At 31.4% G+C, this 14,104-nt stretch carries 14 protein-coding genes; 10 read left to right on the top strand and 4 right to left on the bottom strand.

The features are described 5' to 3' along the window. Nucleotides 1-6: 6 nt before the first annotated feature. Together JOC70_RS12210 and JOC70_RS19420 are read left to right on the top strand one after the other, a co-directional pair. A complete protein-coding gene (locus JOC70_RS12210) occupies nt 7-1,797 on the top strand; it encodes a diguanylate cyclase (RefSeq protein WP_204599159.1) in 1,791 nt (596 codons plus the stop codon). 28 nt (nt 1,798-1,825) lie between these two features. Continuing rightward, a complete protein-coding gene (locus tag JOC70_RS19420) occupies nt 1,826-1,960 on the top strand; it encodes a transporter associated domain-containing protein (RefSeq protein WP_204599234.1) in 135 nt (44 codons plus the stop codon). A 35-nt stretch (nt 1,961-1,995) separates the two neighbouring features. Here the strand turns inward: JOC70_RS19420 and JOC70_RS12200 are convergent, their stop codons facing one another. After that, nucleotides 1,996-2,523, bottom strand: coding sequence for a 2'-5' RNA ligase family protein (locus JOC70_RS12200; protein ID WP_204599158.1), 528 nt, complete (start codon nt 2,521-2,523; stop codon nt 1,996-1,998). 249 nt (nt 2,524-2,772) lie between these two features. On the opposite strand from JOC70_RS12200, the gene JOC70_RS12195 reads away from it, so the two are divergent. The 7 genes from JOC70_RS12195 (at nt 2,773) to JOC70_RS12170 (ending at nt 10,475) form a co-directional block, all read left to right on the top strand. After that, entirely contained in the window at nt 2,773-3,312 is a 540-nt protein-coding gene (locus tag JOC70_RS12195) for a chromate transporter (RefSeq protein WP_204599157.1), read from the top strand. Further along, nucleotides 3,309-3,830, top strand: coding sequence for a chromate transporter (locus tag JOC70_RS12190; RefSeq protein ID WP_204599156.1), 522 nt, complete (start codon nt 3,309-3,311; stop codon nt 3,828-3,830). Before JOC70_RS12195 ends, JOC70_RS12190 begins: the two co-directional genes overlap by 4 nt. Nucleotides 3,831-4,073: 243 nt before the next feature. Beyond that, entirely contained in the window at nt 4,074-6,743 is a 2,670-nt protein-coding gene (locus tag JOC70_RS12185) for a cation-translocating P-type ATPase (protein WP_204599155.1), read from the top strand. Nucleotides 6,744-6,898: 155 nt separating this feature from the next. Further along, on the top strand, nt 6,899-8,092 hold the full coding sequence (locus JOC70_RS12180; protein ID WP_204599154.1) for a beta propeller repeat protein: 1,194 nt from the start codon (nt 6,899-6,901) through the stop codon (nt 8,090-8,092). A 127-nt stretch (nt 8,093-8,219) separates the two neighbouring features. After that, a complete protein-coding gene (locus JOC70_RS19415) occupies nt 8,220-8,378 on the top strand; it encodes a DUF6198 family protein (RefSeq protein WP_481128508.1) in 159 nt (52 codons plus the stop codon). Nucleotides 8,379-8,638: 260 nt separating this feature from the next. Next, complete coding sequence (locus JOC70_RS12175) at nt 8,639-9,064, top strand: YaaR family protein (protein ID WP_204599153.1); 426 nt, start codon at nt 8,639-8,641, stop codon at nt 9,062-9,064. Between the two features lie 217 nt (nt 9,065-9,281). After that, on the top strand, nt 9,282-10,475 hold the full coding sequence (locus JOC70_RS12170) for a hypothetical protein (protein ID WP_204599152.1): 1,194 nt from the start codon (nt 9,282-9,284) through the stop codon (nt 10,473-10,475). 124 nt (nt 10,476-10,599) lie between these two features. On the opposite strand, the gene JOC70_RS12165 is transcribed toward JOC70_RS12170, so the two are convergent. From JOC70_RS12165 to JOC70_RS12155, 3 genes are read right to left on the bottom strand one after another with little or no spacing between them, the layout of a single operon-like run. Further along, nucleotides 10,600-11,046, bottom strand: a complete 447-nt coding sequence (locus JOC70_RS12165) for a DUF340 domain-containing protein (protein WP_204599151.1) — start codon at nt 11,044-11,046, stop codon at nt 10,600-10,602. Nucleotides 11,047-11,049: 3 nt separating this feature from the next. Further along, nucleotides 11,050-11,871, bottom strand: a complete 822-nt coding sequence (locus JOC70_RS12160; protein ID WP_204599150.1) for a DUF3100 domain-containing protein — start codon at nt 11,869-11,871, stop codon at nt 11,050-11,052. Then, nucleotides 11,872-13,194: an amidohydrolase gene (locus tag JOC70_RS12155; protein ID WP_204599149.1), complete on the bottom strand. Its 1,323-nt coding sequence runs from the start codon at nt 13,192-13,194 to the stop codon at nt 11,872-11,874. A gap of 361 nt (nt 13,195-13,555) precedes the next feature. Between JOC70_RS12155 and JOC70_RS12150 the strand changes: the two genes are divergently transcribed. Next, on the top strand, nt 13,556-14,050 hold the full coding sequence (locus JOC70_RS12150) for an FMN-binding protein (protein ID WP_204599148.1): 495 nt from the start codon (nt 13,556-13,558) through the stop codon (nt 14,048-14,050). Nucleotides 14,051-14,104: the final 54 nt, after the last annotated feature.

Here is a 14,104-nt window from a genome sequence, read left to right as displayed (position 1 = left end):
GATTGGGTGCATAAGAAACCTATAATTACACATAGTATCGTTTATGCAGTTGTAATAATTGTTATTACTTGTTTTGGAGATAGTATGACGAGGGGGCTTTTTAATAGTGTTATAGTGATCTTTGCTGCTATGCAGTGGGGAGCTAAAGGTGGTAAGTGGTTAGCTGCAGGGGCTGCTGGTATACTTGCATTACGAGCGATGTTCGATACATACATTTATACAAGTAATCTTATATTAGAAATAGCAAGTTACTTTTTTATAGGATTTTCATTAGGTAGAGTTATGGATATTTTTAGAAATAAGCAAAAAAATCTAGAAGATGAAATATTAAAACGTAAAGAAACTCAAGAAGCTCTGATTGAAAGTAGAAAAAAGCTAATAGAAAAAGCTGAAGAACAACAATTATTACTTGATAATATTGATGTACATATATGGTATTTAACTGATCCTAAAACATATGCTATAGTTAACGAAGCACATGCAAAGTTTTTTAATAAGAGAAAGTGTGAATTAGAACGGGCAAGCATGTATAGTTCATGGAGTAAGGAAGAAGCAGATATGTGCATTGCAGGAACGCAAGAAGTTTTTGAAAAAAGAGTACAAGTTAAAAAGGAAGAGTGGCTTACAAATTATGAAGGTGAAAAACGCTTAATGTTAGTCACCAAAACTCCAAAGCTAGGGGAAGGTGGAGAAGTTAAGTATGTGGTTTGTACTGCCCAAGATATTACTGAGCGTAACCAAGCGGAGGAATCTATTAAAAAATTAGCATATAAGGATAGTTTGACGGGCCTTTATAACCGTACATATTTTGATGAGAAAATGATAATGATAGAAGAAAATATAACTGAATATGCGCCAGTAAGTATCATATCTATAGATTTAGATGGCCTTAAAATTGTGAATGACACCTTTGGCCATAAGTCAGGGGATGATTTTTTAAAAGCTGCAGCAAATATAATAGCAAAAGCTTTTAGAAAAACAGATGTTATTGCTAGAGTGGGAGGAGATGAGGTTTGCATAATTCTTCCTAAATCTAATAACAAAGTTGCACTAAAAAAAAGAAGTGATATTTTAGAGCTTATAGAAAATCATAATAAAGAAAATCCATCAACTCTTATAAGTATGTCTATTGGGACAGCTACCACAAGAAGATCAGAAAGTATGTATGATGTTTATAAAAGAGCAGATGATAACATGTATGAGTATAAATTAGCTCAAGCAACAAGTCCTAAAAGTAAAGTTATAGATTTATTAGTTGCAGCTTTAGCTGAACGTGACTATATGGCTAGTGGACATGGGGAAAGATTAGCTAAGATGGGTGAAATTATGGCTGATAAAGTAGGATTAGATGATGATATACGCAGAAATCTTATTGTATTGGCTAAGGTACATGATTTGGGAAAGGTAGGTATTCCAGACCAAATACTGTTTAAAAAAGGAAAATTAACAGAAGAAGAATATAAAAGAATGAAAGAGCATGTAAAAATAGGATGGGAAATTGCACATCGAAGCAAGGAATTGGAAAATATGGCAGAGCTTATACTTCATCATCATGAGTGCTGGGATGGGAAAGGGTATCCAAATGGGTTAAAGGGTAATGATATACCAATAGAGTGCAGGATACTCAATATAATAGATGCCTACGATACTATGATTAGTGATAGACCTTATCAAAAGGGCATAAGTAAAGAAGAGGCAATAGAAGAGTTAATAAGATGTTCAGGAACTCAATTTGACCCACAATTATTAAGAGAGTTTATTGAGGTTATAAAGTATAAAGAAGCAATAGAGTTATAATCTAATGCTTCTTTTTATTTAATACAATATTAATAAATTAGGAAAAATACCTGAAAATGGAGAACAAGAAGTTATAGAGCATAATAATATTGTGTTTAAGATTGAAGAGGTAAAAGAAAAAAGAATAAATAAGGTAAAGATATGTATTCAAAGAGAGGTATAATCCTCTCTTTATTTTAATAAGCATTACATGGGTGCCTATTTTAACTGGTGTTCCTTATAGGTTTCCCATTTATAATTTTCCCATTTAAGTATAGTAATATTATCAAAATAAATATTAAATTCAGGGTTAAAGCTATTGGTATAATTCCAAATAGAATCATATTTTTCTCTAGGGATACGTGTGACTATAGTAGCATGAAAAGTTTTTCCTTTACCATCATGTCTTTTCCACTCAAGCCAAGGTAAAGTTTTTAATGAATCTATAAACGCATCATGAACCTTTAAACCTTCATCTGACATATTTATATCCATAAAAATTGTATCTGTTCTAAAGTGATTAATTCCCTGCATTTTCATAGGTTCTTTTTTATTATTAGCTACAAAATCTTCGATAACACACTCAACTTCGCTAATTCTATCAGTTTCAAATGGAGCTTTTATGGTAAAGTGCCCAGGAAGTTTCTGCCTTTTCACATTGAATTTTGAACAAACATCTGTTACTAATTTCTCATGAAAATTTAGAGCCTCTCCATTAAGTAAACAAACAATAACATATCTATCCATGACAAACCTCCAATTACTTCATTTAATAGTTAATAGTGTTAGTATTTTAGTAAATAAATATGTTAAAATATTCTTATAGCTTTTATTTGTGGTTCAGTATATTTTAGAAATCAAACAGTTTAGATAAATAAGAGATGTGATTTGTAATCAAATCATGAATAAAACATTTCGACAAGCTAATAAAGTCAGCCCTGTGGCTGACTTTAAACATTAATTAATATGTATTATTTATAAAATCGAGGTGGAAATATGAAAAAAGTTTTACAAATGTTTATTAGCTTCTTTAAAATAGGGGCTTTTACCTTTGGTGGGGGATATGCCATGATACCGCTCATTGAAGAAGAAGTAGTTAATAACAAAAAGTGGATAGCAAAAGAGGAGTTTGTGGATATATTAGTAATATCTCAATCCTTTCCTGGAGCCTTAGCAGTAAACACTTCTATATTTATAGGATATAAAGTAAATGGTGCAATAGGTGGTATAATTGCGCTGCTTGGAACAATTCTTCCTTCCTTCATAATAATACTTTTAGTAGCTTCAGTTTTTATGCAGTTTAGAAATAATTACTATGTTGAACAGGTCTTTAAAGGTATAAATGGTGCGGTGCCAGTACTTGTGTTAATAGCAATATTAAGTATTTCAAAATCCGTAAAAAAGAGCTACTTAAACTTTGGAATAATTATAATTGCATTAATATTACTTCAGGTTTTAAATGTTAATCCTGTAGTTGTAATCATTCTCTCAGGGGTTTTTGGTGTTATTTATTATAGAGAGAAGGTGGAAGAGTGAATATCATATTAAGGCTTTTTATATCCTTCTTAAAGATAGGAGCTTTTAGCTTTGGTGGAGGCTATGCCATGCTTCCACTTATTGAAAGGGAAATAGTTAAAAATCATAATTGGATTAATTATAGAGAGTTTACAGATATAATAGGTATTTCACAAATGACTCCAGGACCTATTGCTATAAATTCTGCAACCTTTGTGGGATATAAGGTAGGAGGAATTTTAGGAAGTACTGCAGCATCCATAGGAGTGGTTACAATATCATTTATATTGGTATCCATTGCAACTCATTACATAATGAAATTTAAAGAATCTAAGGCAATAAAAGCAGCTTTTATGGGAATGAGGCCGGCACTTATAGCTCTTATTTTATCAGCCTTTTTATCTTTAGCTAAGACATCTTATATTGATATAAAAAGTGTAATTATAGGCATCTTGACTTTAGTAATGCTATTATCTAAAAAGATACATCCAATTATGGTAATTGTAGTATCGGGAGTATTAGGAGTAATATTATATTAGAAAATCTTCACAAAAATTTCTTGTATGTGGAAAAACTCTGTGATATAATTACTCTTGCAAAGGGGAGTAGCAATTATTTAACTATTCGTCATGTCGGTAAGATTTACCCGGATAGTTATTCTCCAAAAGAGTTAGCAAGACCTTTGCTCTATTTGTGCACAAAATAGAGCAAAGGTTTTTTTTATTAATTTTTTTAATAAATAAAACCTTAAAGACAAATAATAACGTATGAGGTGAAGAAGAATGTGGTTTGAAAAAAGCAATGAAGAGGTACTAAAAGAGCTTTCTACAGATCAGCATAACGGTCTTACTTCCCAGGAAGTAGAGAAAAGAAAAGAAAAATATGGACTAAATATGCTTGAAGGTAAAAAGCCAAAAACAATGATGAGAATGTTCTTTGAACAATTAAACGATCCAATGATTTTTATCTTATTAGGTGCAGCGTTGATTTCTGGATTCATGGGAGAAATAAGTGATGCAATTATAATTGCAGTAGTAATTATTCTTAATGCTGTTATAGGAATCATACAAGAATCTAAAGCTGAAAAAGCATTGGACGCTTTAAAGAAAATGTCTACGCCTAAGGCTGTAGTAAAAAGAGATGGAGAATTAAAGGAAATAGCTTCTGAAGAATTAGTACCTGGAGATGTAGTAATACTTGATGCAGGTAGATATGTTCCATGTGACTTAAGACTTGTAGAAACAGCAAATCTTCAAATTGAGGAATCAGCTTTAACAGGAGAGTCAGTTCCAGTAGATAAGAACGCTAATTTAAAATTTGATACTAATGAAATACCATTAGGGGATCAAAAGAATATGGCATTTATGTCCACTCTTGCAACCTATGGTAGAGGAGTTGGGATAGCAGTTGGAACTGGTATGTCAACTGAAATAGGTAAAATAGCAAAATTGCTTGATGAGCAAGAGAATGAGCAAACTCCGCTACAAAAGAAACTTGCAGAGCTTAGTAAAACTTTAGGTTTTGGAGCTCTTGGAATATGTATTGTAATGTTTATAGTTGCTATAATTCAAAAGAGAGACTTTTTTGAAATGTTTTTAACAGCTATAAGTTTGGCAGTAGCTGCAATACCAGAAGGACTTCCAGCTATAGTTACCATAGTTTTAGCTATGGGTGTTCAAAAGATGATAAAGGAAAATGCTATAATAAGAAAACTTCCAGCAGTAGAAACATTAGGTGCAGTCAATGTAATATGTTCCGATAAAACAGGTACACTTACTCAAAATAAGATGACTGTAACTAAGTTTTATGGAGATAATGTCCTAGGAAATATAAATGATTTAGATATAAAAAATCCAGTTCAAAGGTTGTTATTAGAAAATATAGTATTGTGTAACGATGCAACTTACAGTGAAGAATCAAAAACAGGAGATCCAACAGAAATAGCTTTACTTGAGGCTGGTGTAAAGTATGATTTGTTTAAAAAGGGATTGAATGAAGATCATAAAAGAATAAACGAAGTTCCTTTTGATTCCGATAGAAAACTTATGACCACAGTAAATAAATATGATGATAAATTTTATGTAATGACAAAGGGAGCTACAGATAATTTAATCAATCTTTGTAATAAAGCATATATAAATGGAGAAATAGTTCCATTAACAGATGAAATTAAAGATAATATAAATAAGGCCTCTATAAGTATGTCAAATGATGCTTTAAGAGTTTTAGGATCAGCATATAAAGTTTTAGACTCTGAAGCTGTAAATATTAATAGCTTAGAAAGTGATCTTACATTTATAGGACTTGTTGGGATGATAGACCCACCAAGAGAAGAAGTTAAAGACTCTATAGCTGAAACTAAAAAATCAGGGATTATAACTATAATGATTACTGGTGACCATAAAAATACTGCTTTTGCAATAGCTAAGGAACTTGGAATTGCAGAAAAAGAAGATCAAGCAATATTTGGATCAGAACTTGATAAAATGAGTGACGAAGATCTTGCTCGTAGAGTTAAAGATTTAAGAGTATTTGCTAGAGTATCTCCTGAACATAAAGTTAGAATAGTTAAAGCTTTTAAATCTAATGGAAACATAGTTTCTATGACAGGTGACGGTGTTAATGATGCTCCATCACTTAAGATGGCAGACATAGGAGTTGCTATGGGGATTACAGGTACAGATGTTGCAAAGGGTGCAGCAGATATGGTACTTACAGATGATAACTTCTCAACTATAGTTGCTGCTATTAAAGAAGGTAGAAATATATTTAACAATATAAAGAAATCTATAGTATTCTTACTTTCTTGTAACATAGGTGAAATTGTAGCATTATTCTTTGCAATACTATTTGGATGGGCAACACCATTAAGACCAATACACTTATTATGGGTTAACTTAGTTACAGATAGTTTACCAGCATTATCCCTTGGTGCAGACCCAGGAGACCCTGACGTTATGAAGGAGAAGCCAAGAGATCCTAAATCCAGTTTATTTGCTGGTGGAACAGGTTACTTCTTAGTCTTAAATGGATTACTAATTGGTATATTAACTTTAGCTGCATTTATAGTTGGAATCAAAGTATATACTGGAGATACAAACTTATTCCCGCTATTCCCTAATGGTGATATATCAGAAGAAGCTTTAAGACACGCACAAACAATGGCATTTGTTGTGTTAAGTGTATCACAGTTATTCCATTCATTTAACTTAAGAAATCCAAGAAAGTCTATATTCCAAGTTGGAATATTTACTAATAAGTATTTACTAGCATCTGTGCTATTTGGAATATTCCTTACAGATGTTGTAATAACAGTACCATTCTTAGCTAATATATTCGACGTTTGGGACTTGAATGGAAGGGATTGGATGTTTGTAGGAATACTTTCAATAGTTCCACTTGTGGTAAATGAAATAGCTAAAATATTCCTAAGAGCAAGAGACAACGCATAACAATAAGAGGTATTATCTAAAAAGATAATACCTCTTATTCTTTTATATAGTGAGTAAAGGAGTAATTAATTATTGGATTAAGTTCCATACATAGGCTATAATATTTAATCTTTTAGTCAATAATAGAAATAAAGTAAGACTAAAGGAGATAAATTATGAAAAGGGTATTTTATATATTCATAGGTCTAGCGTTTATAACTTCAACTATAGCCTGTACTCAAATTTTAAAGAAAAATGATAGTAGAAATGTTGAAGTAAAGTCAGCATCTAAAGTACAAAGATCAGATAAATATAATTTTATAGATTTTAATATGATAGATAGCACATATGGATGGGCAGTTTCAAAAGAGGGAATACTTAAAACTGGAGATGGAGGATTTACCTGGGAGAATATTACCCCAAAAGGGATTAATTTAAGCGATAGACAATATATAGCTAGTAATAGTAAGAGTGTAAATAATAATTCATTATTTCATACATTTTTAGATAAAGAAATTGGGTTTATAGCCTATAAAGATAAAAATAAGATAAGTATATTTAAAACTTTCAATGGAGGACAAAAATGGGAACAAACTATTTTAAATCTAGAAAGGAGTTGGAATAATGAAACAATAGAAGTTAATATAGATGTTGTAAATTCTAAAGAAACTTTTGTAATGGTTACATCCTCTAAAATCTCAAATAATTTAAGAATGGAAATATATAAAACAGATGACTCAGGCAACCATTGGTCAAAGGTAACTAAAAATGTTATAGACAGTTTAAACAATAAAGATAGTTCTTATAATATAGAGGGGATAACAGGTATAAAATTCATTAGTAGTAATATGGGATGGTATACTATGAAGGGTGAGAAAACAAAATATCCATTTATATATAATACAAAGGATGGAGGTGTAACCTGGGAAGTTCAAAAATTAAATGTACCTAAAGAATACTTGAAAAATAATGAATATGGTATAAACACCTTTCCACCTAAGTTTAGCAAGGATAATAAACAAGGATATCTTCCAGTAGAATTTAAATCTAAAGACAAATCATCTATGATATTTTATAAAACTATAGATGGAGGAGCAACTTGGAATCCTTCAATTCCTGTTGAGGCACAAGGAGGCATAGAAATAATTTATGGAGTAGATAAAGATGGTATACTCTGGATTGTAGATGGGGGAGGAAATAAAATATATAGAATTTTTTATAATGATAGCAATGTAAATGAAATAACCACTGAAATAAATCTTAGAGGAAGAAAGGTACAGTTTATAGATAAAAATACAGGGCTATTAATATTGGAAGGTATATTATATAAAACTCAAGATAAAGGAATTACATGGGAAGTAGTTAAATAAAAAATGTGCATTTTAAGATAAGATTGAAACTCAAGTATGGGATTTGCATTTAAAAAAGCTTTTCAGCTTATTCAATGCAAATCCCATTCTATATATTTGATATTAAAAATATAGATTAAACTTTGGAATATTTATTTTAGCTTTAGGAGCTGCAACTGTGATTAGAGCCAGTCTTGGAGTAACAACATGGGATGTTTTGCATATTGGACTAGCTAATTTAACTAACTTATCTGTAGGCAGATGGGTTCAAATAGTAGGAATTATTCTAGAACTTTACTTGAGGTAACAGCCTTAACGATTGGATGGTTAGTTGGAGGACCTGTTGCATTTGGCACATTTATTTCAGTATTTCTAATTGGACCTGTAATGCAAACTTCATCAAAATATTGGACAAGACAATTGGATAAGTTGTACAATTGAAGCTTTTATAGTATTTTTAATTGTATTGAACTATAACCCTGATATATAATAAAATAATAAAATACATTTACATAACGAATATTTAACTTTAATTTATAAATTAGATAAAGGTGAGGGGATAGTAGCATGGAGATATCTAGAGTTAGAAATTCTTCTTTAATAAATAAAAGCGATAATAAAGCTATAAGTGAAAAAAAGGATTTTTCTCAGAACTTTAGTTTTGCAAGAGAAAGAAGAAATGAACAGCAGTTAAAAGAAATGCTAGAAGAGATACAAAAAAAGGGTAATAGGCTTGCTGTAACAAAATGTTACTCAGATGTATTTGCCTACAAAAAAATGATAAAAGAATACTTAAACTCTGTATTATCATATATGTATGGCGTAAAAAAGGATATAAGCTTTTGGCAAACTCAATACTTTATTACAGTAGATACTATTGATGAAAAATTACAAGAACTTACTGAAATGCTTTTAAGTAGTGAAAAGGAGAATTTAAATATAGCAAAAACTATAGATGACATCTCAGGACTTATAGTAGATATTTATAAATAAATATATTTAGTATGTTTTAAGTTTAGCTATGTATAAAAATTTAAGCTTACAATTAAATATGCACGTAATAATAATTTATCTTATGTGACCATGTTCAAAATCTACATTTTATGAGGGTTTTAAGCATGGTTTTATATTTTTCAAAATTAAAAGGATAATTATATTTTTGTTGAATATATATGTTATATAAATTTCTATGAAGAAAGGAAGGATATGTATGGCTCCTGTAACGGCACTTTTAATTATTGCAGTTATTTTTGCACTTGGAGACTTTATAGGAACAAAGACAAAAGCATGGATACCATCGGTATTTGTAGTAGCGATATTATTTTTAGCAGGCTATTGGACTTTTTTACCTAAAAATTTAATTGATTTGCCTGGATTTGGAATGCCTTTTGCAAGTATAGCTATGTATATGTGTATTACTCATATGGGAACTATCATAAGTATTTCAGAATTAATAAAACAGTGGAAAGTGATTGCGGTAACTCTAGCTGGACTTACTGGAATGATAATTGCATGTTGGTTTATATGTATTCCATTAGTAGGAAGAGAATATGTAGTATCAGGACTTCCACCACTCACAGGAGGAATAGTAGCTGCTCTCATGATGCAGGAAGGTGCAGCTAAGAAGGGGCTAGAGCTTGCTTCAATTCTTGCAATAGTAATGTATGTAATGCAGGGATTTGCTGGATATCCACTTACTGCAATTTGTCTAAAGAAAGAAGGAAGAAGACTTTTAAAAGTATACCATGCAAATGGAGGAGCCGAAGGGGTTAAAGCATTAGAGCAAGCTTCAGCAGCGAAAGAAACAAGGTTAGAGAAGAAAAAATTCATACCTAAACTTCCTTCAAAGTATAATACTGCTTCAGTAATGTTTGCAAAAATGGCTTTTAGTTCATTTTTAGCAGTACAAATAGCAGCACTTACTCATAATAAGGTTTCACCATTTGTATTATGTTTAGTTTTTGGCATTATACTTCAAGAAATAGGATTTATAGAAAGAGATATATTACATGTTTCTAATTCATTTGGATTTTTAATGTTTGTACTTATGGTATATGTATTTGGAGCACTTTCAAAAGCTACTCCAGCTATGCTTGTACAAATAGCTTGGCCTTTGATAATAATTATAGTTGTAGGGGTAATAGGAATGGCCATTACGTCAGTGCTTTTAGGAAAATTCCTTGGAATGACCAAAGAAATGGCTTTTGCGACTTCACTTACAGCGTTGTATGGGTTCCCTCCAAACTATGTTTTGACAGAAGAAGCTTCTAAGGCGCTTGCTAAGGATGAAGATGAAAAGAAATATCTTATGGATCAGATGCTTCCACAGATGATAGTAGGAGGATTTGTAACGGTTACTATAACTTCTGTAATCATAGCAGGCATATTTATAAACCTGCTTTAGAACAAATAATAGATAATGATTAATAATGTGGAAAATCTAGCGCGAGCTAGATTTTTTATGGTTAAATAATAAAAGTCTCCCTTGGGAGACCTTTATTTAAAATTATTGTTTATTATTTGCGTCTTTATATTTGTCCAAGTGCTTTTAAAATGAATTGAGCAATTATTGCAGAGCCAATATAAGTTCCTACAAATACTATGCAAGAAACTACGATAAGTCTCCATCCAGATTTTTTAAAGCTATCTAGATCTTTGCCTATAGAAAGTCCAACATAAGCAAGTATTGGAGTAGTTAAAGCTAAGAAATCTACTTTTGCAATATATTTAGACATTTGAGCCGCCCCAGGAAAACTTGGGTAAGTTAATATACAGGCAAGTGTTACGATATAAGCTACTGCTGGAACTTTACCTGGCATTACTTTTCCTAGTGTTATTCCAGCAATGGATATTCCAATTAATATAAGCATACCTGGAAGAGCTTCAAATATATTATGTTTAGGTCCTATCATGTTTCCAACAAGAGAAAGTAATCCTATTAATATTAATATAAATAATGAATCTTTAATTTTCATAGACTATACCTCCTTTGCCATTTTAGACTGAGATTTTTCTGCCTCAGGGGCAGGAACCCCATATTTTAATTTATAGCTTTTTTTATAAAGCCACTCAGCAAAAGGTAATGCAATCCAAAGTGACATATATAATCCATCAAGACCTGATAGCATATTACTTGCCGCACCAAAAGCTGCTAAAGTGTCTGCCATTTCAGGGAACATTGCACTTAATGAACCAACTGATGCAGTCATCATACTAGCACTTCCAACACCAGATGCCATAGCCAGTGCATAAGGATGGAGCGGAGTATAAGCTGCGCATAAACTTGCTATTACTCCAAAGAATACTGTTCCAAGTACTGTTCCACAAATATAAACACCCATTACACCTTTTCCTTCATCACCATCTAAGCCATACACATCGCTTATTAAAGCTACATTTGGTTCTCTAGAAACTGAGTGGGCAGCACCTATAGACTCACGTTTTAATCCTAAAAATACTGCTATAGGGACACCTAAAAGTACAGTACCTATATTTCCAAACTCTTGAAGTATTAAAGCAGGACTGGACTTGATTATTTTAGGAAGAGTAGGTCCGATTTGTGAACCATACTTAGCCATTAAAAGCATAAGAGATATAGTAATAAGGGAACCAGCATCAGACATATCTTTATCATTTAATACTTTCAAAAATTTAGGGCTTAGAAATATTCCCATTATTAATGCGTAAAGCATAGGTAAGAGAACTATTGTTCCAGGACCAAATTTAAATTTCATAACACCTATCATTTCAGCAATTATAACTAGTATAAGAACTAAAACATGGTTTTTCCAATTTTTCATTTATTGCACCTTCCTTTCAAAACGATCTTCTAAAAACTTTATATAATCTTCTTTATTTTTAAATGTTGGAGTATAACAATTCATTAAATATTTAGCTTCCTCAGCATCTCCATAAAGTAAATCTATAATTGTCATAGCCATAAGTTTTGCAGGCAAAATAACAGCTGCATTAAAATCTTCTACTTTAAAATCCTTAGTATGTAGTGCGCCAGATACGCCCCCTATAAATGGATGAATGGATGGAATCAAGTTTGATATATCCCCCATATCTGTGGAGGCTGCAAAATGTCCTGCATCTATAATTCTATCTTCAGGTAAGAGTTTCTGTGCATTTTCTTTAAATATACTATTTAAAGGTAAAGAAGCTTTTAATGGCATATGACCTGGAATTGTCTCAATTATAGTTTGTGCCCCCATAGCAAATCCACCACCAAGTAGAGCTCGATCAACTTTTTCATTTGTAACTGTAATAGCGTCTACAGAATTAGCTCTTACATAGGTCTCCATTCTTACATCCGATGGAACACTGTTTACTGTATCTCCGCCCTTTGTTATAACAGGATGTACTCTTATAGAATCTTCATCTCTAAAAGATTCTCTTAAAGCATTTATTCCCATGATTCCGAGCATAGCTGCATTTAGTGCATTTACTCCTTCATGAGGTGCCTCTGCTGCATGAGCAGCCTTTCCTATATATTGTACAGTTTTACCAACAAATCCATTACTAGATTTTCCAATGGCTACAGTAGGCTCAGGTGAATTTTTTAAAGCATGAACCATCATAGCTATATCTACATCATCAAAAGCCCCTCTATATATAAGTTCTTGTTTTCCTGATAAAAAGTGAAGTTTTCCTTCCTCTTTAAGCTTTTGTCTATAAGAAATTTCTATGTATTCTTCTGCAGGAACTGCCATAAATGTAACATTTCCACATAATTGATTTTCTATATTTGAAAGTTTCAATCCGAGTGCGGCCCCAAGCATTGAAGCTATTTGTAAGTTGTGCCCACAAGTATGAGAAGCACCAGTTATTTTATTAGCCTTATCACTATCAAAGCATATTACTCCATCTAATTCTCCAAGAATTGCTACATTAGGTCCATTACCAGAAGCCTTAAGTTTTCCTTTCACTCCTGTAATAGCTAAATTATTTTCATAGGATATATTTAGCTCTTTAAAAAAATCACATACTTTATTAGAAGTTTCTGTTTCTTTAAAACCCAGCTCTGGTTCATTTTCTATAGCTAAAGCTAAGTTCTTTATTTTATCTACATTTTCATCAATAATGTCGCATACTATTTTTTTTAATCCATCTCTAATCAATGCTATCCCCCCTAAATTAAAAATAATCTAAATATTATGTACTCTTTATGAGAACACATGTTTTCTATATGCGCACAATACAATTGTATGCCGCTAAAAGTTATTTGTCAATATATAAATGGATATCAAAAATAAATTTCTAAAAGAGGAGTAAATATATGAAATTAATCAATTGAAAACTTATATGTTCATCAATATGCACATTAAATATTGTGTTAAAATTGTTTTGTGAATAATATTATTCTTTTTTATGAATTATAGCATATATTTGGGGACTTTGGATTGACAGAAATAATATAATGCATTAACATAAATATAATCAAAAATTTAACAAAGCATGATTATATAGGGGGAATTTAAAATGAAAAAGTCTATAGGATTAGCTCTAGTTTCAGTATTATCAGTATCATTATTAGCAGGTTGTAGAGGTTCTTCTAAATCAACAGATGCAAGCAAAGCAGCTGCCTATAAGGATGGGAAGTATAGGGCAAGCTTTGATAGATTAGATACTCACGGATGGAATGCATTTACTGAGATAGAAATTAAAGATGGAAAAATCGCAACAGTAGATTTTGACTATTTAAATAAAGACAATAAGAGAAAATCGGAAGATAAAGATTATATTAACGCAATGGCTTCAAAATCTGGAACTTCACCAGATAAATATTGTCCTCAGCTTGAAAAAGCTTTAGTTGATAAACAAGATTTAGAAAAAGTTGATGTTGTCACTGGAGCTACTAATTCAACAAATAACATGAAGCAGTTAGCTAAGCTAGCTTTAGAAAATGCTAAAAAAGGTGATTATAATGAAGTAATAGTACCACAGCCAGACGTAAAGGAAGAAAAGAAACAATAAGCTACTAATAGATAAAAATTTAATTAATCCAATACATTTATATAAGAATAACTT

This window comes from Clostridium pascui (genome assembly GCF_016908015.1).
Classification (GTDB): domain Bacteria; phylum Bacillota; class Clostridia; order Clostridiales; family Clostridiaceae; genus Clostridium_AK; species Clostridium_AK pascui.
This window is presented reverse-complemented; position numbering and strand designations above follow the sequence as displayed.